Source organism: Agromyces tardus, assembly GCF_003710805.1.
In the GTDB taxonomy this organism is placed as follows: Bacteria; Actinomycetota; Actinomycetes; order Actinomycetales; family Microbacteriaceae; genus Agromyces; species Agromyces tardus.
In genome coordinates this window covers 1-20,290 of record NZ_RHHB01000048.1, presented here as the reverse complement: position 1 = coordinate 20,290, position 20,290 = coordinate 1, and the positions used below count along the sequence as shown (strand labels likewise).

Here is a 20,290-nt window from a genome sequence, read left to right as displayed (position 1 = left end):
CGGACCACCGAACCCGACGACCCGGAAATAGACTGAGCGACATGCATGCGGGTGGGATCGGGTCGCGACCCGCCGCGCCGACGCTGGAGATGGTCGCGCGCGAGGCCAACGTCTCGCGCGCGACCGTCAGCCGCGTGGTGAACGGCTCGCCCAAGGTGAGCCCCGAGGTGCTCGCGGCGGTCAACGCGGCGATCGCCAAGCTCAACTACGTGCCGAACCGCGCGGCGCGCTCCCTCGCGAGCCGCACGACGAACGCGATCGCGCTCGTCGTGCCCGAGGACACGACCCGGTTCTTCGGCGACCCGTACTTCGCGGCGATCGTGCAGGGCATCACCCGCCGCCTCGACGAGAGCGAGTACCTGCTCAACCTGCTCATCTCCACGAGCGACCCCAACCGCAAGACCGTGCGCTACCTGCGCTCGGGCGTCGTCGACGGCGCCCTCGTCATCTCGCACCACGAGGGCGACGACTCGCTCGTCGAGGCCGCCGGCTCCGTGCCGATCGTGTTCGGCGGACGCCCGGAGCGCGAGTCCGACGACGAGATCTTCGTCGACGTCGACAACGTCGAGGGCGGCATGACGGCCACCGAGTACCTCATCGCCACGGGCCGGCGCCGCATCGGCACGATCACGGGCCCGCTCGACATGTCCGCGGGCGTCGACCGGCTCGACGGGTTCCGGCGGTCGATGGCGGTCGCGGGCCTGCCCGACGACGCCGTCGAGACCGCCGACTTCAGCGTGGCGGGCTCGGTCGCCGCGACCCGGCGGCTGCTCGACCGCGTGCCCGACCTCGACGGGCTCTTCGTGGCGAGCGACCTCATGGCCACCGGGGCGCTCTCGGTGCTGCGCGAGCGCGGGCGCCGGGTGCCCGACGACGTCGCCGTGGTCGGCTTCGACGACAGCCCCGCCGCGATGTCGTCGGCGATCCCGCTCACGACGGTGCACCAGCCCTCCGAGGAGATGGGATACGAGATGGCCGACCTGCTCATCCGCCTCCTCGCGGGCGACACCACGGTGTCCCACCGCAACATCATGCCGACCCGCCTCGTGCGGCGCGCGTCCGCGTAGCGGCGCGCGTCCGCGTAGCGCCGCGCGGTCGCCGCGCCGCTCCCCGCTCGTGTCGCACCGGAGTGAGGTTTCTGCGGTGGAGCGCGGTTGGGAACTCACCTCGCGCACGGAAACCTCACTCCCGCGCGGCGGGGCTCCCCCACCTCCGCCGGACACGAGCGGGCCAGCGGATGCCGCAGCGGATTCCTGTACGGAAATTCAGGAACGGCGCACGTGGGACTCAGGCGGCGTGTCTACCCTCGAACGGATGGCCCAGGAACCTCGGACGGCCCAGCCCCCTCGGCGGGTTGCAGAGCACTCCCCGCGAGTGCCCCAGCACTCCTCGCCGGTGGCCCAGCAGCCGCGGCGGCGCGATCCCTCCATCGACGTCCTCCGGATCGTCGCGATCGTGGCGGTCGTGGCCGGACACGTGTGGTTCGCGGAACCCGTTCGGCTCGCGACGTACACGTGGCACGTGCCGATCTTCTTCGTACTGAGCGGGTACCTCGCGTCGAGGCTCCGTCTCGGCGAGCTCGTGCGGCGCCGCGCGCTGTCGCTGCTGCTGCCGTACGGCGCGTGGCTCCTCGTGATCGCCGCACTGCTCGTGGGGTTCGCCGACCCGCTCCGGCTCCTCGCGGGCGGCGCGCACCTGCCGCACGGGTTCACCGCGTTCTGGTTCGTCACGGCGTTCTTCGTCGCGATCGTGGCCGCGGCCGCGATCGAACGACTCGCCCTCGGCTGGCAGTGGGCGATCGCCCTGGCGCTGCTCGGCGCCGGGTTCCTCGCGAGCGACGTGATCGCGCTCGTACCGTTCGACGCGGGCGTCGGGCTCGCGTGCGTCGTGTTCGTCGTGGCCGGGCGCACGTTGCGGATCGTGCAGCCGAGCCTCACCCGACCCGCGACCACCGGCGCCGTGATGCTCGGCGTCGCCGTCGCCCTCATCGCCTCCGGGGTCTCCGCGCCGCTCGACCTGAAGCAGGGCGACTTCGGCACGCCGGTCGTGAGCGTCGTCACGGCGATCCTGATCTCGTGCGGCGGCATCCTCGTCGCGCAGGGGGCGCTGGCCCGGGTCGGCGCACGTGCGAGCGCGGTGATCTCGCAGCTCGCGCTGTGCGGCTTCATGGTCGTGCTCACGCACGCCGCGGTGCTGTCCGTGCTGCACGGGGCCGGCGTGCCGCGCTGGGAGGCCTTCGCCGTCGCGCTCGTCGTGCCGTGGGCGGCCGCGTTGCTCGTGCTACGCACGCCGCTCGCGCTCGTGCTGTGCGGGGTGCCGCGGCAGCGGCGGCATCCGCTCGTCGCGGCTGATGCAGGAGCGCGTTCCATCCGCATGGACGGAGCGGTCCGGCACACCGGAACGTCGTCACTCCGCGACAGCCCGAGCCGCGTGCTCAGCCTGCGCTGACGCCGACCTCGAACTCCACGCCCGCGATCTCGGCGAAGCGCCGCCGCATGACGGCGATGGCGTCGGCGTGCTCGTCGACGAGCACGAAGCGGCGCCCGAGGGTCGCGGCGACCGCGCCCGTCGTGCCCGAGCCGGCGAAGCAGTCGAGCACCCAGTCGCCCTCGCGCGTCGAGGCCTGCACGATCCGGCGCAGCACCCCCTCGGGCTTCTGCGTCGGGTAGCCGGTCTTCTCGCGACCCGTGGGCGACACGATCGTGTGCCACCAGACATCCGTGGGCAGCTTGCCGAGCTCGGCCTTCTCGGGCGTCACGAGCCCCGGGGCCATGTACGGCTCGCGGTCGACGGCGCTCGAGTCGAACCAGTAGCGGTCGGGGTTCTTCACGTACACGAGGATCGTGTCGTGCTTGGTCGGCCAGCGCCGCTTCGCCTTCGCGCCGTAGTCGTACGCCCAGATGAGCTCGTTGAGGAAGCATTCGCGTCCGAACAGGGCGTCGAGCAGCACCTTCGCGTAGTGCGCCTCGCGGTAGTCGAGGTGCAGGTAGAGCGTGCCGTCGTCGGCGAGCACCCGCCAGGCCTCCGCGAGGCGCGGCTCGAGGAACGCCCAGTAGTCGTCGAACCGGTCGTCGTAGCGCATGAGGTCGCCGCGGATCCGCTCGTAGCGCTTGCCCTGGAACCCCGTGATCGCGCCGGCCGAGCCGGGGGCGGATGCCGCGTCCGCGGCCGCATCCGTCACCGGCTGTCGCACGTGGCGCGTCGCCTGCCGCGACTGCGGCCGGCCCGTGTTGAAGGGCGGGTCGAGGTAGACGAGCGTGAAGCGGCCGTCGGGGAAGGTGCGCAGGACGTCGAGGTTGTCCGCGTGGATCACACGGTCGGGATCGTCGACGCTCACGTCACCAGTGTGCCAGCGGCCGAAGGTCCCGGGCGCCCGGACCCGCCCGGCGTAGCGTGGCGCCCACACGGAACGCACGACGAAGGAGCTGCTCATGCGAGCACTGGTGGTGTACGAGACGATCTGGGGGAACACGGGCGAGATCGCGAAGTCGATCGCCGACGGGATCCGCACCCAGCGGGGCGTCGACGACGTGCAGCTGGTCGATGCGGCGACCGCGGCGGAGGAGATCCCACCGCACATCGACCTCGTGGTGGTCGGCGGGCCGACGCACGCGTTCTCGATGTCGAAGGCCTCGACCCGCGACTCGGCGAAGCAGCAGGGCGCGACGACGATTCCCGAACGCGGCATCCGCGAGTGGATCGACGGGCTCTCGAGCCCGGCGTCGCCCGTCATGGTCGCGACGTTCGACACGCGCACGGTGGCCCCGCGGCTGCCCGGTTCGGCCGCGAAGAAGGCGATGAAGAAGCTCGTGGCGCTCGGATTCCGCCCAGCGGTGAAGCCCGAGACGTTCGGCGTGCACGGCTACTCGGGTCCGCTCGCGGATGGCGAGCTCGAGCGCGCACGCGAGTGGGGTGCGGCGCTCACCGCGACCTGATCGGCGGTGCGGCGCCGCCTCGGCGCTGGAGGCCCGCCTCGGCGCTGGAGGCCGGCCTCAGCGCTGGAGATCGAGGCGGATGCGTCCGCGGAAGCGGTCGGGATCGTCGTCGTCGGCGTCGGCCGCCGCGAACGCGATGCCCTTGTCGCCGTCGCCGGGGATGGGCGCGGGCGCGGGCAGGCGAGCCTGCCGGTCGGCCTCCACCTGTGCCTCGTACTTGCGCGGCGCGAAGACCTCGTCGCCGATCATCATGATGCCGCCCGAGCCGGACCCGCCGCGCTTGGTCTTGTCGGACAGGTCGATCCACCCGCGGCGCACGGCGACGGCGCCGAGCCCGAGCACGGCGCCGATGATGAGGAGGATCATCCACCAGTCCACCCCGTGATTCTAGAGGCTCCCTCACTCCTCCGCGTTCAGGGGTTCCACAGGCCGGCCCTGCCAAACGATCCCCGAGTGCTTCCGACTGGCTCGAGTGAGCATGTGAGCACCGCCTCGCAGGAGGCTCGATTCGAATGACGCGAGGGCGCGCGTCTGAGTCGCGGCACGCGGCATCCGCTCGCCGACTGTTCAGGGAACGCGCTGCAGCCAGTCGTCGGTGGCGAACTTCGACGCGACGAGCGCCTCGGCCTCGGCGAGCTCGTCGGGCGTGACCGACCCGGGCGTCGCGCCGTAGAGTCCCGCGAACGTCTGCTTCAGCCGCTCGATGATCTCGGCGCGCGGCAGGCCCGTCTGCGACCGCAACGGGTCGACGCGCTTGGCGGCCGACGCGATGCCCTTGTCGCTGATCTTCTCGCGGCCGATGCGCAGCACCTCGAGCATCTTGGCGTTGTCGAGGTCGTACGCCATGGTCACGTGGTGCAGCACGCCGCCCGAGCCGAGGCGCTTCTGCGCGGCGCCGCCGATCTTGCCCGCGGGGCTCGCGATGTCGTTGAGCGGCTGGTACGTGGCCTCGATGCCGAGCGAGCGCAGGCCCTGCAGCACCCAGTCGTCGAGGAACGCGTAGGAGTCGGCGAAGCTCATGCCCTGCACGAGCTCGGCGGGCACGTACAGCGAGTACGTGACGACGTTGCCCTTCTCCATCATCATCGCGCCGCCGCCCGAGATGCGGCGCACGACGTCGAACCCGTACTTCTCGGCGCCCTGCGGGTCGACCTCGTTGCGCACCGACTGGAACGAGCCGATGACGACCGCCGACTCCTCCCATTCCCAGAAGCGCAGTGTGGGCTTGCGGCGCCCCTCGCCGACGCGGGTCGCGAGCACCTCGTCGAGCGCGAGGTGCAGGCGCGGCGACACGGCGGGGTCGTGCACGATCTCCCACTCGTAGTTCGACCAGGTCGTGGCATCCGTCAACGCACGTCGCACCGCCACCGCGACGGCCTCGGCCGAGAAGCCGAGCATGACGGCGTCGGGCCGCAGCCCGGCGGTGATCGCCGCGGCGATCTGCTTGGCGTCGGATGCCGCGGGCAGCCCCTCGATCGCCCGGTCGATGTCGCCGAGCGCCTCGTCGGGCTCGAGGAAGAAGTCGCCCGCGACGCGGGGATTGCGGATGACGCCGTCGACGACGTCGAAGTCGACGACCACGAGCTTGCCGCCGGGAACCTTGTACTCACCGTGCATGGCTCCAGCCTACGGACCGCGGCCCACCGCCGGTCGAGGAGCGACGACGGAGCGTCTCGAGACCCACGCTCCCGCCGGTCGAGGAGCGACGACGGAGCGTATCGAGACCACGCGCTCCCGCCGGTCGAGGAGCGACGACGGAGCGTATCGAGACCACGCGCTCCCGCCGGACGAGTAGCGACGACGGAGCGTATCGAGACCACGCGAGGGTCTCGATACGGCGCTGGCGCGCCTACTCGACCGGCGATACGGCGCTGGCGCGCCTACTCGACCGGCGGGTGCGGCGCTGGCGCGCCGACTCGACCGGCGGGTACCGTCGCACCATGACCACGCTCTTCCTGGCCCGGCACGGCGAGACGGTATGGCACGCGGAACACCGCTACGCCGGATCCTCCGACGTCGAGCTCACCGATCACGGCCTCGTGCAGGCCGACGAGCTCGGCGAGTGGGCGAAGCGCGCGCGGCTCTCCGCGGTCGTGTCGTCGTCGCTCAGTCGAGCGCGGATCACCGCGCAGCCGGCGGTGGCGGCGAGCGGACTCGAGTTGCGGGTCGATCCGCGCCTCATCGAGGTGGACTTCGGCGCCGGCGAGGGCCTGACCCCGGCCGAGCTCGCCGAACGGATGCCTGCCGAATGGGCGGCCTTCGAGCGGCATCCGGCCCGCCAGCCCCTGCCGGGCGGCGAATCTGGCGTCGAGGGCATCGCGCGCGCGAAACCGGCGCTCGAGGAGCTCGTCGAGGAGTTCGGGGTGGACCCCGCCGCGATCGGCGGGTCGGCCGCGTCACGCCATGGCGACCGCGTGCTCGTCGTGATGCACGCCACGCTCATGCGGCTGCTGCTGTGCGACTGGCTCGGCATCGACCCCGACCGGTACCGCGACCTCTTCCCCGAGGTCGAGAACTGCACGCTCACCCCGGTGCGCTTCGAAGCGGTCGAGGGGCGCATGCAGCCGAGGCTCCTCGGGTTCAACCTGCCGACGAGTCGCTGAACTCGACGCGGCCGTCGACGGGCGGATGCCGCGGCATCCGCCCCCACGCTCAATCGACGGCGAAGCGCTCGTCGAGCCAGTGCACGAGGTCGGCGCGCACCTCTTCCTGGTTCGTCTCGTTGAAGACCTCGTGGCGCGCCTCGGGGTAGACGATGAGCGTCACGTCGGCGAGGCCCGAGCGGCGGGCGTAGGCCTGCGCGAGCTTCACCGCGCTGCGTTCGCCGCCGAGGGTGTCGTCGGAGCCGACCATGATGAGCACGGGCAGCTCGGCGGGCAGGCCCCGCGCGGGGCGGCCCAGCAGGCGGGAGGCGTCGACGATGCCGAAGAGCTCGCGCAGCGGGGTCGACGTGGTGTACGGATCGGCGACGAACGCCTTGGCCACCTCGGGGTCGCGGCTCAGCCACTCCATGCCCGTGTCGCCGAGGTGCTTGTGGCGGCGGTTGAGGTCGCCGGCGTCCATGTCGCGCAGCGTGCGGTGCGCCGTGCCCGTGAGCACGACGGCGTCGTAGTCCGCGGGGTGGCGGTTCAAGAGGATCTGCGCGATGAGCGACCCCCACGAGTGCCCGAGCAGGACGAGCGGCAGGTCGGGCCCCTCGGTCTCTCGGATGATCCCGGAGAAGCGGTGCACGTCGTCGATCGTCGCCCGCAGGCCGCCGGGACCGAGCCGCCCCATGCGGTCGAGATCGCCGCCGTGCTGCTCGAACCCGGTCTGGCCGTGGCCGCGATGGTCGTCGGCCCAGACGGAGTAGCCGGCCTCGTTGAGCGCGGCGACGAGCGCGCCGTAGCGGCCGATGTGCTCGCCGACGCCGTGCACGAGTTGCACCACCGCGACCGGCTCGGGCACCCGCCACGATTCGTAGTGGATGCGGACGCCGTGGTCGTCGGTGAAGATCGGCATGCGCTCATCATGGCACCCGCAGGCCCCCGAGCGGATGCCGCGGCGCGAGGCCGGCGACGCGGGAGTGAGGTTTCTGCGGCCGAGGCAACGAGGCGACCGCACTCCGACGCAGAAAGCTGCCTCCGGCGCGAAGGCGGGCGGGCGTCAGGCCTCGCGGGTGATCTCCACCGAGACGAACAGCTCGGAGACGCCGGGACCCGCGTACACCCCGCGCAACGGCGAGACGTCGCTGTAGTCGCGCCCGCGGCCGACCAGCACGTGCAGGTCGCCGACCTCGGCGAGATTCGTCGGGTCGTAGCCGCGCCAGTCCCCCGCGAACCACTCGACCCAGGCGTGCGATTCGCCGATGACGGTCTGCCCGACCGCCGCGGACGGATCGGGGTGCAGGTATCCCGAGACGTAACGGGTGGGGATGCCGATCGAGCGCAACGCCCCGATCGTGAGGTGGGCGATGTCCTGGCACACGCCCTTGCGCTCGGCCCACGCCTCGACGGCGGTGGAGTGCACGCCCGTGACGCCGCGCATGTACTCCATGGCGGAGCCGACCGCGCGGGCGACCTCGAGCGCGGTCTCGCCGACGGGTGCGCCCTCGGCCTTGATCTCTGCGGCGAGCGCCGCGAGCTCGCGCGGCGGCGCGGTCGCCTTCGTCTGCGTCGAGCACTCGACGAGCGCGACGGTCGACCCGGATGCCGCGGCCACCTCGTCCCAGTCGAGCTCCAGCCCGCGTCGAGGCGCGGGGCGCACCTCGACGAGGCTCGTCGCCGTGACCGACAGTTCGCGGTGGGGCGTGAGCACCTCGAACGTGGAGACGCGCGTGCCCCAGTAGTCGAGGTAGGAGTGCTGGGTGGCGCCCGGGCGGATGTCGAGGCCGGCGTGCAGCACGAATTGCTCGCCACCCGAGTGCGGCAGCATGCGCGCCTCGTTATACGACGCCGTCGCGGGCTGCTCGTACGAGAAGCCCGTGCGATGGACGATGCGGATGCGGCTCACGAGACCTCCCCGGTCCAGACGGGCACGGCGCTCGTCGGGAAGTAGCGCAGCTTGATCGCCTCGCTGGCCGACGAGGTCACCGCCTGGACGTGCTCCATGTGGGCCGAGAGGTCGGTGAGGATCTCGGCGATCGGACGGTACTCGAGTTCGGAGCGGATCTGCCCGAGCAGGCGCTTGGCGTTGTCGGTGACGCCGACGCGGCCGGCCCGGGGGTCGATCTCGTGCAGCGATTCGTCCGCACGGATGACGCTCGAGAGGATCGACCGCGGGAACAGCCGGTCGAGCAGCAGGAACTCGGCCGCGGACTGCGTCGACGGGACACCGCGATAGCTGCGCAGGTAGGCCTCGTAGCCGCCGCAGCTGCGGAGGATCGTCGTCCAGCTCGGGCCGCTCGCCTCGGTGAGGGAGCGGGTGGCGAGGAGGCGCGCCGTCATGTCGGCGCGTTCGAGCGCGCGTCCGAGGGAGAAGAAGTGCCACGCCTCGTCGCGGCTCGTGGCCGAGTCGACGACGCCGATCGCGAGCGCCGACCGGTCGCGCACCCAGCGGAAGAACTCGTGGGTCTTGTCGGATGCGACCCGTCGCGGCATCCGCGCGTTCGTCTGGTTGAGGGCCTCCCACAGCTCGGTCGAGACGATCTCGCGAGCGCGGCGGGCGTTCTCGCGTGCGGCGGCGATCGAGTGCGCGATCGAGGCGGGATGCGTGCGGTCGACCGCGAGCAGGGCGATCACGTCGCCGCGGCCGAGCGGCACGTCGGGGTTGGCCTCGCTGCCCATGACCGAGAGCAGGGAGCGGCAGGCGGTGTCCTCGTCGATCCACGGGTCCTCGAGCAGGAGCTGCAGGTGCACGTCGAGGATGCGGGCGGTGCCGTCGCTCCGCTCGATGTAGCGGCCGATCCAGAAGAGCGACTCGGCGATGCGGCTCAGCATGGTGCCACCCCCGCTCCCGTCGGTCGAGTAGCCGCCGAAGGCGGCGGCGTATCGAGACCTGACAGCGGAAGGACGGGTCTCGATACGCCCGCTGCGCGGGCTACTCGACCGGCGGACTGCTGCTGTTGCTGCTGCTGTTGGCGCACCGGGGCGTCCTCGTCCTGCGGCGACGACTCCGGCGGATGCAGGCCGTGCGCGGGGACGCCCGTGGAGCCCGCGTCGGCGGCCGCGACGACCGCGATCGTGCTCGTCGAGACGGCCTTCGTGGCCTGGTCGGCGACGAGCGTGCCCATGCCCGAGCCGCGCGGCGGCAGGATCGGCCCGGTCACCGAGAGGGGGGCGTCGTCGAGCACCCAGGTGTCCTTCGATCCGCCGCCCTGGCTCGAGTTCACGACGAGCTGGCCCTCGGGGAGGGCGACGCGGGTGAGGCCGCCGGGCAGCACCCACACGTCGGTGCCGTCGTTCACGGCGAACGGACGCAGGTCGGCGTGGCGGGGGCGCATGCCGTCCTCCACGAGGGTGGGGATCGTCGAGAGCTGCACGACCGGCTGCGCGATCCAGCCGCGGGGATCGCGCTGGAGCTGCCCGCGCAGTTCGGCCAGCTCGGCCCTCGAGGCATCCGGACCGACGACGAGGCCCTTGCCGCCGGAGCCGTCGACGGGTTTCACGACGAGCTCGTCGAGACGGTCGAGCACCTCGGCGAGCGCCTCCGGTTCTTCGAGGCGCCAGGTGTCGACGTTGGGGAGGATGGGCTCCTCGCCGAGGTAGTAGCGGATGAGGTCGGGCACGTACGTGTAGACGAGCTTGTCGTCGGCGACGCCGTTGCCGACCGCGTTCGCGATCGTGACGTGGCCGAGGCGCGCGGCGAGCATGAGCCCGGGGGCGCCGAGCACCGAGTCGGGGCGGAACTGCTGCGGGTCGAGGAACTCGTCGTCGACGCGGCGGTACACGACGTCGACGCGCGTGGGACCGGCCGTCGTGCGCATCCACACGCGGCCGCCCGAGCAGAACAGGTCGCGGCCCTCGACGAGCTCGACGCCCATGAGGCGGGCGAGCAGCGTGTGCTCGTAGTACGCGGAGTTGTAGACGCCGGGGGTGAGCACGACGACGGTCGGGTCCTCGACACCCTCGGGCGCGCTCGCGCGGAGCGCCTGCAGCAGCTTGTTCGGGTAGTCCCCCACGGGCCGTACCCGCATGGACGTGAAGAGCTCGGGCAGCGTCTGCGCCATGACCCGTCGGTTCGAGATGACGTAGCTCACGCCGCTCGGGACGCGCACGTTGTCCTCGAGCACGCGCCACTCGCCCACCTCGTCGCGGATGACGTCGATGCCGGCCACGTGGATGCGCACGCCGTTGGCGCTCTCGATGCCGGCGGCCTGCCGGTGGAAGTGGGTCGACGAGCTGATCAGCGCGGCGGGGATCACGCCGTCGCGCACCGCCGTCTGCGGACCGTACACGTCGCTGAGGAAGCGCTCGAGCGCGCGCACCCGCTGGGCGACGCCCGCCTCGACGTGGGTCCAGTCGGATGCCGCGATGACCCGCGGCACGGCGTCGAGCGGGAACGGCCGCTCCTCGCCCGCGAAGTCGAAGGTGACGCCCTGCGCGAGGTACGAGCTGGCGAGCGCGTCCGTGCGGCCGCGGAGTTCGTCCTGCGTCATGCGGGCGAGGGCCGGGTAGAGCTCGCGGTACGGCTCGCGCACGGTGACCGAGTCGGCCGGGAACATCTCGTCCCACGGGCGGGCATGCCGTTTGCGCTTGCGACCCCTGGTCGCGGTGTAGCCGTCGAAGAGCGTGCCCATGACCTGACTGTTCCACTGGTCGATTACCGGGATGTTTCCGACACGCGACGGGCGGGGCATCCGGGCCGGTCCGCGATTTTACTTAGCAAGGCTAATGAGCTACACTAACGAATCCATGGCAACCATCGCGCAGCAGAGCACCGACCTCCGCATGGCGACGTTCCGGCTCGCGCGACGCATCCGCGCACAACGCGTCGACGAGGGGCTCTCCGACGCGCAGATGGCCGCACTCGGGGTCGTCTACCGCCACGGCACGCAGACCCTGTCGAGCCTCGCGGAGCACGAGCGGGTGTCGGCGCCGTCGATGAACCGCACGGTCAACTGCCTCGAGGAGTCGGGCTACGTCGCACGCATCGTCGACGAGGCCGACCGCCGCAAGACGAACATCTCGCTCACCGACGCCGGCCGCGACATCGTCAGGGCCACGCTCTCCAAGCGCGACGAGTGGCTCACCACGCGCCTGCGCGAACTGTCCAAGGAAGACCGCGCGGTGCTCGCCCGCGCCGCAGAACTGATGGGAGGCCTCGCCACCACGTGACATCCATGTTCCGTTCCCTGTCCAGCGCCGACTACCGCATCTGGTTCGTCGGCGCACTCGTCTCCAACATCGGCGCCTGGATGCAGGCCACCGCCCAGAACTGGGTCGTGCTCACCGAGCTCACCGACAACGACGCCTTCGCCGTGGGCCTCACCATGGCCCTGCAGTTCGCGCCGCAGCTGCTGCTCGTGCCCGTGACCGGCCTCATCGCCGACCGCTTCGAGCGCCGCAAGATCCTGATGGTGACACAGTCGTCGCTCATGGTGCTCGGCCTCGCGCTGGGCCTCCTGCTCATCTCCGGCCGCGCCGAGCTCTGGCACCTCTTCGTGTTCGCAGGGCTCCTGGGCATCGTGAACGCCGTCGACACCCCCGCCCGCCAGACCTTCGTCGCCGACCTCGTCTCGTCGGGCGACATGTCGAACGCGGTCGCGCTCAACTCCGCGTCGTTCAACGCCGCGCGCCTCATCGGCCCGGCGTTCGCGGGCTTCCTCATCGTGCTCGTGGGCTCGGGCTGGGTCTTCGTCATCAACGCGGTCACGTTCATCGCGGTGCTCGTCGCGCTCGTCAAGCTCAAGCACGCGAAGCTGCGACGGATGCCGCGGGCTCCCCGCGAGCGCGGCGCCTTCGTCGCGGGCTTCCGCTACGTGTGGGGGCGCCCCGACCTCGTCGTGGTCTTCGTGATCGTGTTCCTCGTGGGCGCGTTCGGCATGAACTTCCCGATCTTCTCCTCGACGATGGCCGTGGAGTTCGGCCGCGGCGCCGGCGAGTACGGCGTGCTCTCGTCGATCCTCGCGATCGGGTCGCTCACGGGCGCGCTGCTCGCGGCGCGGCGCGAGCGGGCCCGCATCCGCATCATCATCGTCGCGGCCGGCATCTTCGGCGTGGCGCTGCTCGTCTCGGCGGTCATGCCCACGTACTGGCTGTTCGCGGCATCCACCGTCTTCATCGGCTTCGGCGCCGTGACGATGCTCACGACCGCGAACGGCTACGTGCAGACCACGACCGACCCGCTGCTGCGCGGCCGGGTGATGGCGCTGTACATGGCCGTCGTGATGGGCGGCACGCCGATCGGCGCGCCCATCGTGGGTGCCGTGGCCAATCACCTGGGTCCGCGCTGGGCGCTCGGCGTCGCGGCCGTCGCGGCGGGCGTCGCGGCCCTCATCGGCCTCGCGTGGCTCGTCATCGCGCGCGGACTGCGCGTGGTGCGGCATCCGACCGCCCGGTGGATGCCGGCGCTGGCCTACGCGGATGCCCCGACCGCGGCGATCGCGGTGCTGCCCACGATGCCCGTGGCGGTGGTCGGCACGACCCCTGCCGAGCATCGCCGGGACCCGACCGTCGCGCCCGGACACGTCACCTGCGACGCTGCGACCAAGTCCGTACGCACCGAGGCCGCCCCCGCGCAGTAGTCCCCGGCATGCCGATGGCTCCCGCCCTCCACAGGCGGGAGCCATCGTTCGTTCGGCGGGCGGGAACGAGCCGCCCGCCGGGCTCAGCGCTCGATCCTGTCGAGGTGCAGCATGCGGGCGAGGTTCTTGTCGAGCTCGTCGTCGCGGAAGACCTTCTTCCAGTCGTCCTTGATGATCGATTCCCTGCCGTAGTCCATGGCGATGAGGCAGGCGTCGCTGAAGGGGTTGTCGCCGCGCAGGCCGTTGGCGAGGGCGACCTGCGTGTGGCCGAGCAGGATCGAACGGGCCGCCGCCTCGGGAACGCCCATCGTGTTCACCGCCTCGTCGAGGGCCTCCTTGAGCAGCGCGCCGACCATGCACGCGATGGTCTCGACGAGGGTCGGCTCGAGCTGCGCGAGCTGCTTGATGGTGACCCAGTGCACGTCGATGACGGGTGCGTAGATCGCGCGCACGGTCGCCTCGACGATCGCCTGCTTGGCGGGGTCATCGGACTCGATCGCGGCGATGGCGTCCTGCGGGGCGGCGATGCCGCCGAAGGTGTCGGCGTACTCCTCGGGCGTCGTGCGCTGCAGGAAGATCGAGGGGTGGCACGGGTGAGCCACGGCCTGGATGACGTCGTCGCGGGTCGTGAGCAGGCCCGCATACGCGGCGGCGGGGTCGAGCGTGAGCACGATCGCGCCGGGCTTGAGCTGGGGCACGATCTCGGCGGTCACCGGGCCGAGGGCGAGGTCGGGCACGGCGAGCACGACGATGTCGGCGTCGCGCACGGCGTCGGGGGTGGCGGTGAGCTCGCGGCCCGCGGCCGTGACGCGCGCCTGGCCCGCGGGCGAGTTCTCGCTGTACGACACCCGGTGGGCGGTCTTCACGAGGTTGTCGCTGACGCGCATCCCCATCTTGCCGCCGGCGCCGATGACGGCGATGTCGTACGTGTCGGTCGGCACGGCGCCGCCGGTCCCGGTGGTCGGGTCGGTGGTGGTGGTGGTGCTCATGGGTTGCTCCTCAGGTAGTGCAGTGCGGTGTCGGTCCAGGCGATCTCGGTCGCCACGGTCGTGTCGGGATCGCCCTGCCAGGGCAGCCAGTGCTCGACGATCTCGTTGATGCCACGGGCATCCGGGTCGACTGCCGCGCGCATCCGCGGGTAGTCGTGCAGCCCCTCCCCCAGCGGCGCGCCGCTGTAGGTGAAGCCCACCCAGCCCTCCTGGCGGGCGAAGGCGAAGTCCTTGACGTGGATGTTGCGGGTGTGCGGCGCGCACCGCTCGATGACGTCGCGCGGCAGCTCGAGGCCGGCGACGGTGTTCGCGGGATCGAGGCAGATGCCGAGGCGCTCGCTGCCGACGCGCTCCACGAGCGCGACGAGGTCGGCCGACGGGAGCTGCTCGTAGGTCTCGAGTGCGAGCGTGACGCCCGCCGCCTCGTAGTCGCGCAGGGCGGTGCGCAGGTATCCGGCGGCCTCGTCGAGCGTCGGGCGGAAGCCGGGCGCGAAGACCATGCTGCGTACGAGCTCGGCGTCGAAGAGCTCCGCGAGCCGCAGGAAGGTCGTGAGGTGGCTCGGCTGCACGCCCTTCGTGCCGAGCTCGATGCGCAGGCCGAGCCGTCGGGCCTCGGATGCCGCGGCCGCGAGTTCGGCCTGCGACATCCGCAGAAGGGGGTCGTAGTCGATGACCTGGAACAGGCCCACGCCGAGCTCGCGCGTGCGCTCGAACGCCTCGATGAGCCCGAGCGGCTCGGGCACGCGGTCGGACTGCTGCCAGAAGAAGGCGTAGCTGCCGAGGCCGATCATGCGACGACCTCCGCCCGGGCGTCGGCGAGCGCGCCCGCCTCGTCGAGCACGGCGGAGAGCGCCGCCGGGTCGTGCGCGAACCGGCCGAGGAACAGGCCGTCGACCGCACTGCCGAGCGTCGTGAGCAGCCCGGGACCGGCGGAGCCGCCGTAGATCACGCCGCTGCCGTCGCGACCGGCGATGCGGTCGAGCTCGGCGCGCACGGCGCGGGCGACGGTCACGATGTGCTCGGCGGGCGCGGGTTCCGGGGCGCCGATCGCCCACACCGGCTCGTAGGCGACGAGCACGCGACCGTCGGGGGCGCCGCGCAGTGCGGATCGCAGCTGGTCGACCGTGCGGGCCGCGGCATCCGCTGCGCTGGACCGCTCGGCCTCGCCGAGGCAGAGCACGGGGACGAGCCCGTTGCGCAGTGCGGCCGAGGCCTTGGCAGCCACGACGTCGTCGGTCTCGCCGAAGAGCCGGCGCCGTTCGGCGTGGCCGACCTCGGCGAGTCGCGCGCCGACCTCCGCGAGCTCGGCGGCCGAGACCTCGCCGGTGAACGCGCCGGAGTCCGCCGTCGCGACATCCTGCGCGCCCACGACGACGTTCGTGCCGCGGACGGCGTCGATCGCCGGGAGCACCTGCAGGTAGGTGGGGATCACGAAGCACTCGACGCGACCGTCGGCGACGGCGGGATGCTGCGCCGCGAGCTCGGCGACCCGGGCGAACCACCGGCGCGCGTCGGCGTGCCCGAAGTACATCTTCAGGCTCACCCCGATCGACACGCGCGCGGACATCAGCAGGACCCGGTGGTCTCGTACTCGCCGATGACAGCGACCTTCTCGGCCGATGCCGAGGTGGGGTCGAAGCGGTAGTCGAGCCACTCGCGCACGAGGCGGCGGGCGAGCTCGATGCCCACGACGCGCTGTCCCATGGTGAGCACCTGCGCGTAGTTCGAGAGCACGCCGCGCTCGACCGAGAAGCTGTCGTGCGCGGTCACGGCGCGGATGCCGGGCACCTTGTTCGCGGCGATCGCGACGCCGAGGCCGGTGCCGCACACGAGCAGCGCGCGGTCGGCCTCGCCCGACGCGACGAGCTCGGCGGCGGCGATGGCCACCCGCGGATAGGCGGTGTGGCCGTCGGCGTCCACGCCGACGTCGACCACGGAGGCCACGCCGTCGTGCTGCTCGAGGTCGCGCTTCAGGATCTCCTTGTAGTCGAAGCCGGCGTCGTCGCTGCCGACGACGATGCGGAGTGCGTCGCTCATGCGGTGGTTCCCTTCGTTGCGAGGCCGGCGCGCTCGGTGAGCACGTCGGCGACGGCACGCACGATGAGGGCGAACGAGTGCGCCCCCGGATCGGGCGTGCCGAGGCTCTTCTCGGCGTGCGGCCGGGCACGGCCCATGCGCGGGAGCAGGTCGGCGGTCGCCGCGGCGGCCGCGACGGCGGCGTCGGCGGCGATGCCCCAGGCGTCGGCGAGGGATGCCCCGGTCTCGGCCTCGCGGGTCAGCGTCGCGCTGAACGGCACGAGCACGTCGACCATCGTCTTGTCGCCGACCTCGGCCTTGCCGTAGGACCGGATGCCGTCGGAGGCGGCTGCGACGCCGGCCGCGACGGATGTCGCGTGGGGCGCGCGCTCGTCGCCGATGGCGCCGCCGAGCTCGCGCAGGGCCAGGCCCCAGAGCGCACCCGAGGTGCCGCCCGCCCGATGGGACCAGGCGTCGCCCGCGCGCTCGAGCACCGTGCCCGCACCGGCGCCGGCGGCGATCGCCTCGCGCGCGGCGGCGTCGGCGGCGTGCGAGCCCCGCTGCATGCCGATGCCGTGGTCGCCGTCGCCGGCGATGGCGTCCATGCGGCCGAGCTCGTCGACGTGCTCGTCGACGGTCTGCCGAACGATTGAGACGAGGTCGGCCACGCGCTCGGCGGCATCGCGCGACTCGTCGCTCGCGTGGGGCACGACCTGCGCCTCGTCGGCGGCGACATCCGTCTCGGCGATCTCGGCGTAGGCGACGGGCGCGACCGAGCCGCGCCGGAAGGCGGGCGTGTCGGCGGGGGCCGACCAGAGCCGCTCGAGCTCCTCGTCGACCCAGAGGAGGGTGAGCGAGGCGCCGGCCATGTCGAAGCTCGTGCAGAACTCGCCGACCTGCGGGTCGACGACCTCGAGGCCCGCCTGCTGGAGCAGTTCGGCGACGCGTCCGAACACGACGAAGAGCTCCTCGTACTTCACGGCGCCGAGGCCGTTGAGGATCGGGACGACGCGGGCGCCCTCGACGCGGCCGACGCCCTCGGGCAGCTCCTCGAGGAGCCGGCCGACGAGGAGCTCGGCGAGCCCGGCCGCGGTCGGGACCTCCGTCTCGCCGATGCCGGGCTCGCCGTGGATGCCGAGCCCGACGGCCATGCGGCCCTCGGGCACCGAGAACAGCGGCTCGGCGGCGCCCGGCAGCGTGCAGCCGGTGAAGGCCACCCCGAACGAGCGGGTGCGCTCGTTCGCGAGGCGGGCGACGCGCACGACGCCCTCGAGGTCGTAGCCCTCGGCGGCCGCGGCGCCCGCGGCCTTGAAGACCGTGAGGTCGCCCGCGATGCCGCGGCGCTTGTGCTTCTCGGCCGGCGGCGCGCTCGACACGTCGTCGGTCACGGTGACGGTCTCGCACGGGATGCCTGCGGCCCGGAGCTGCTCCTGCGCGGCATCGAAGTTGAGCACGTCGCCCGCGTAGTTGCCGTAGGTGAGGAGCACGCCGCCGCCCTGCTGCGCCGCCGTCGCGACCGAGCGGACCTGCTGCGTCGACGGGGACGCGAAGAGGTTGCCCATCGCGGCGCCGTGGGCGAGGCCCGGGCCGACCAGCCCGCCGAAGGCGGGGTAGTGGCCCGAGCCGCCGCCGATGACCACGGCGACTTCGCCTGCGGGCGACACGGTCGACCGCGCCACCCCGCCCGGCACCGCACGCACGTAGCGCGCGTTGGCGGCCACGAAACCGCGGACCATCTCGTCGGCGAAGTCCTCGGGGGCGTTGAACAGCCTGGTCATCGTGCGTCCCGGTCGGCCGCGGCGACGACCTCGCCCTCGGGGGCGAGCTGCTCGATGACGAGCTCCTCGGCCGTCTCGTCGCCGCGGGCGACCTTCACGCGGCCGCTGCGGGCGAGCGCGATCATGATCACCGCCGACACGAGCATGAAGAAGCCGACGATGAACATCGGCACCTCGTAGCCCCCCGTCCAGTCGTGCACGGCACCGGTGAGGAAGGGGGCGCTGAACCCGGCGAGGTTGCCGATCGTGTTGATGAGCGCGACGCCCGCTGCCGCGGCCACGCCGGTGAGGAACTGGGTCGGGAGCGTCCAGAAGTTGGGCAGGGCCGCGAAGATCGACATCGCCGTGACCGAGATGACCGCGATCGTGAGCACCGGCGAGCCGGCGAAGAGGGCGAGAGGAATGCTCACGGCGCCGGCGATGGCGGGTCCGGCGATGTGCCAGGTGCGCAGTCCGCGACGACTCGCGTCGCGCGACCACAGCCAGAGCACGATCGCCGCGGGGACGTAGGGGATCGCGGTGATGAGTCCCTTCTGGAACATGTCGAACTCGACGCCCGCCTGCGACTGGAAGCCGTCGATGATCGTCGGCAGGAAGAACGCGAGCGCGTACAGGCCGTAGATGAAGCCGAAGTAGATGAAGGACAGCGCCCACACCCGTCCGCTCTTGAACGCGTGCTTGACCGAGACATGGTGCTGCTTCTGCTCGGTCGCCGTCTTCTCGCGGTCGAGGGCGTCGGTGAGCCAGGCCTGCTCGGTGGGTGTGAGCCACTTCGCGTCGGCGGGGCGGTCCTTCAGGTAGAACCAGGCGATGATGCCCACGACGATGGCGGGGATCGCGACGCCGAGGAACATGAAGCGCCATCCCTCGAGGCCGAAGAAGACGCCGTCCTGCTGGATCAGGAGACCCGCGAGCGGGGCGCCGAACACCGTCGTGAGCGGCTGGGCCAGGTAGAAGAGGGCGAGGATCTTGCCGCGGTGGACGGCGGGGACCCAGAGGCTGAGGAAGAGGATCGCGCCGGGGAAGAAGCCGGCCTCGGCGACGCCGAGCAGGAACCGCAACGTGGCGAGCTGCTCGAAGTTCTGCACCCACGCGAACAGGGCCGCGACGATGCCCCAGCTCACCATGATCCGGGCGAGCCACTTGCGGGCGCCGAACCGGTGCAGGGCGAGGTTCGACGGCACCTCCAACAGGATGTAGCCGATGAAGAAGACGCCCGATGCGAAGCCGAACTGGGCGGCCGTGAGTCCGAGGTCCTCGTTCATGCCGTTGGGCGCCGCGAAGCCGATGGCCGTGCGGTCGAGGTAGTTGATGAAGAACATCAGGGCCACGAACGGGACCAGTCGCACGGCGACCTTCCGGATCGCGGATTGCTCCACTGACGTCTTCGGCTGAGTGGCGGTGTCCACGTCGACTCCTGTTCCTTCTTCGGATGGGGTGGGAATGCGATCCCGGTGCTGCGTCAGAGGCCATATTGCCAAACCGGTTGACCAATTGCAAGCCCACCGGTTGACCAATCCGGGCGGATGTCGCGGCGAGGGCGCGCCCGGACCGTCCCGCGGCCGTCGCCGTGTGCCACCCGGCGGGACATCGCATCCGGTTGGTAGGTTGAGGTCATGCCCGTGTTCCGCGATGACAGCTCGGCCGAGATCACCGCCGCCCTCGGCGCCCTGCCGTCGGGATCCGCGGTGTCCGTCGTCGCCACGCGGCTGCTCGACCTGTTCACGAGCGGCTCGATCGCGCCCGGCACCCGCCTCCCGCCCGAGCGCCAGCTGGCCGCGAGCCTCGAGGTGGGCAGATCCGCCGTGCGCGAGGCCCTGGCGGCGCTCGAGATCCTCGGCATCGTCGACGTGCGTCCCGGCTCCGGCACCTACCTGCGCGGCACGGTCAGCGAGCTGCTCCCGCAGAGCCTCAGCTGGGGCGTGCTCATCGGCGAGCGCAGCACCGCGGAGCTGCTCGAGCTGCGCTCCGGCCTCGAGATCTACGTCGCACGCCTCGCGGCCGACCGGCTCACCGAGGCGCAGCTCGCCTCGCTCGCCCGGCAGATCGACCGCATGCGCGGCTCGGTCGGCGACCTGAAGGCCTTCGTGAAGGCGGACCTCGCGTTCCACCACGAGCTCGCGACGAGCGCCGACAACTCGGTGCTGCTCGACCTGCTGCAGATCGTGCGCTCACTGCTGCGCATCTGGGTCGATCGCGCCGTGCAGGACGAGCAGCACGCCCGCACGGCGCTCGACGAACACGAGGCGGTCTATCGCGCGCTCGCCGCCCGCGATGCGGATGCCGCGGCGTCGGCCATGGCGGTGCACATGGCCACGGCGTCGGCACGCCTCGCGGCCGCGCAGTCCACGACCGCGGACGAGGCCGGCGCAGCGGGCGCGACCGGCGCAGCGGGCGCGACCGGCGCAG

Annotated in this window: 20 protein-coding genes; 7 read left to right on the top strand and 13 right to left on the bottom strand. The window is 72.0% G+C overall.

The window, feature by feature from the left end:
• Positions 1-41: 41 nt before the first annotated feature.
• Positions 42-1,067: a LacI family DNA-binding transcriptional regulator gene (locus tag EDM22_RS16190; protein WP_122938121.1), complete on the top strand. Its 1,026-nt coding sequence runs from the start codon at positions 42-44 to the stop codon at positions 1,065-1,067.
• A 307-nt stretch (positions 1,068-1,374) separates the two neighbouring features.
• Positions 1,375-2,448 (top strand): acyltransferase family protein, encoded by a 1,074-nt coding sequence (locus tag EDM22_RS16185; RefSeq protein WP_170964169.1) that lies wholly within the window; start codon positions 1,375-1,377, stop codon positions 2,446-2,448.
• Here the strand turns inward: EDM22_RS16185 and EDM22_RS16180 are convergent.
• On the bottom strand, positions 2,435-3,433 hold the full coding sequence (locus EDM22_RS16180) for a DNA-methyltransferase (RefSeq protein ID WP_122938119.1): 999 nt from the start codon (positions 3,431-3,433) through the stop codon (positions 2,435-2,437). The two genes, EDM22_RS16185 and EDM22_RS16180, sit on opposite strands and share 14 nt — an antisense overlap.
• On the opposite strand from EDM22_RS16180, the gene EDM22_RS16175 reads away from it, so the two are divergent.
• Positions 3,432-3,935, top strand: coding sequence for a flavodoxin family protein (locus tag EDM22_RS16175; RefSeq protein ID WP_122938118.1), 504 nt, complete (start codon positions 3,432-3,434; stop codon positions 3,933-3,935). The genes EDM22_RS16180 and EDM22_RS16175 overlap by 2 nt on opposite strands.
• A gap of 57 nt (positions 3,936-3,992) precedes the next feature.
• Here EDM22_RS16175 and EDM22_RS16170 read toward each other — a convergent pair whose 3' ends face one another.
• Together EDM22_RS16170 and lplAB are read right to left on the bottom strand one after the other, a co-directional pair.
• The gene (locus EDM22_RS16170; RefSeq protein WP_122938117.1) at positions 3,993-4,313 is read right to left on the bottom strand and encodes a hypothetical protein; all 321 of its coding nucleotides are present in this window, start codon (positions 4,311-4,313) and stop codon (positions 3,993-3,995) included.
• A gap of 189 nt (positions 4,314-4,502) precedes the next feature.
• On the bottom strand, positions 4,503-5,552 hold the full coding sequence (gene lplAB, locus EDM22_RS16165; protein ID WP_122938116.1) for a lipoate-protein ligase LplAB: 1,050 nt from the start codon (positions 5,550-5,552) through the stop codon (positions 4,503-4,505).
• Between the two features lie 323 nt (positions 5,553-5,875).
• Between lplAB and EDM22_RS16160 the strand changes: the two genes are divergently transcribed.
• A complete protein-coding gene (locus tag EDM22_RS16160) occupies positions 5,876-6,538 on the top strand; it encodes a histidine phosphatase family protein (protein ID WP_122938125.1) in 663 nt (220 codons plus the stop codon).
• 49 nt (positions 6,539-6,587) lie between these two features.
• On the opposite strand, the gene EDM22_RS16155 is transcribed toward EDM22_RS16160, so the two are convergent.
• The 4 genes from EDM22_RS16155 to EDM22_RS16140 form a co-directional block, all read right to left on the bottom strand.
• Positions 6,588-7,436 (bottom strand): alpha/beta fold hydrolase, encoded by an 849-nt coding sequence (locus EDM22_RS16155; protein ID WP_122938115.1) that lies wholly within the window; start codon positions 7,434-7,436, stop codon positions 6,588-6,590.
• 144 nt (positions 7,437-7,580) lie between these two features.
• Positions 7,581-8,426 (bottom strand): transglutaminase family protein, encoded by an 846-nt coding sequence (locus EDM22_RS16150; RefSeq protein WP_122938114.1) that lies wholly within the window; start codon positions 8,424-8,426, stop codon positions 7,581-7,583.
• Positions 8,423-9,352: an alpha-E domain-containing protein gene (locus EDM22_RS16145; RefSeq protein ID WP_122938113.1), complete on the bottom strand. Its 930-nt coding sequence runs from the start codon at positions 9,350-9,352 to the stop codon at positions 8,423-8,425. The genes EDM22_RS16150 and EDM22_RS16145 overlap by 4 nt, the downstream gene beginning before the upstream one ends.
• Positions 9,346-11,151 carry a circularly permuted type 2 ATP-grasp protein gene (locus EDM22_RS16140; protein ID WP_122938112.1) on the bottom strand — a complete coding sequence of 602 codons (1,806 nt, stop codon included), beginning with the start codon at positions 11,149-11,151 and terminating at the stop codon, positions 9,346-9,348. The genes EDM22_RS16145 and EDM22_RS16140 overlap by 7 nt, the downstream gene beginning before the upstream one ends.
• Positions 11,152-11,266: 115 nt before the next feature.
• Between EDM22_RS16140 and EDM22_RS16135 the strand changes: the two genes are divergently transcribed.
• Both EDM22_RS16135 and EDM22_RS16130 read left to right on the top strand, forming a co-directional pair.
• Positions 11,267-11,689, top strand: a complete 423-nt coding sequence (locus tag EDM22_RS16135) for a MarR family winged helix-turn-helix transcriptional regulator (RefSeq protein WP_245989470.1) — start codon at positions 11,267-11,269, stop codon at positions 11,687-11,689.
• Positions 11,690-11,694: 5 nt separating this feature from the next.
• Positions 11,695-13,098, top strand: a complete 1,404-nt coding sequence (locus EDM22_RS16130; protein WP_122938110.1) for an MFS transporter — start codon at positions 11,695-11,697, stop codon at positions 13,096-13,098.
• A gap of 83 nt (positions 13,099-13,181) precedes the next feature.
• Here the strand turns inward: EDM22_RS16130 and EDM22_RS16125 are convergent, their stop codons facing one another.
• Genes EDM22_RS16125 through EDM22_RS16100 form a run of 6 tightly spaced genes read right to left on the bottom strand, consistent with a single transcriptional unit; the run spans position 13,182 to position 19,203 of the window.
• Positions 13,182-14,087, bottom strand: coding sequence for a phosphogluconate dehydrogenase C-terminal domain-containing protein (locus EDM22_RS16125; protein ID WP_122938109.1), 906 nt, complete (start codon positions 14,085-14,087; stop codon positions 13,182-13,184).
• Entirely contained in the window at positions 14,084-14,878 is a 795-nt protein-coding gene (locus EDM22_RS16120) for a sugar phosphate isomerase/epimerase family protein (RefSeq protein WP_122938108.1), read from the bottom strand. The genes EDM22_RS16125 and EDM22_RS16120 overlap by 4 nt, the downstream gene beginning before the upstream one ends.
• Positions 14,875-15,654 carry a triose-phosphate isomerase family protein gene (locus EDM22_RS16115; RefSeq protein ID WP_122938107.1) on the bottom strand — a complete coding sequence of 260 codons (780 nt, stop codon included), beginning with the start codon at positions 15,652-15,654 and terminating at the stop codon, positions 14,875-14,877. The genes EDM22_RS16120 and EDM22_RS16115 overlap by 4 nt, the downstream gene beginning before the upstream one ends.
• Positions 15,654-16,124 (bottom strand): ribose-5-phosphate isomerase, encoded by a 471-nt coding sequence (locus tag EDM22_RS16110; RefSeq protein WP_122938106.1) that lies wholly within the window; start codon positions 16,122-16,124, stop codon positions 15,654-15,656. The genes EDM22_RS16115 and EDM22_RS16110 overlap by 1 nt, the downstream gene beginning before the upstream one ends.
• Entirely contained in the window at positions 16,121-17,881 is a 1,761-nt protein-coding gene (locus tag EDM22_RS16105) for a dihydroxyacetone kinase family protein (RefSeq protein WP_122938105.1), read from the bottom strand. Before EDM22_RS16105 ends, EDM22_RS16110 begins: the two co-directional genes overlap by 4 nt.
• Complete coding sequence (locus tag EDM22_RS16100) at positions 17,878-19,203, bottom strand: MFS transporter (RefSeq protein ID WP_212591973.1); 1,326 nt, start codon at positions 19,201-19,203, stop codon at positions 17,878-17,880. Before EDM22_RS16100 ends, EDM22_RS16105 begins: the two co-directional genes overlap by 4 nt.
• A gap of 294 nt (positions 19,204-19,497) precedes the next feature.
• Between EDM22_RS16100 and EDM22_RS16095 the strand changes: the two genes are divergently transcribed.
• Positions 19,498-20,290: FadR/GntR family transcriptional regulator (locus EDM22_RS16095; RefSeq protein ID WP_138708110.1), on the top strand; the 793-nt coding region annotated here is incomplete at its 3' end.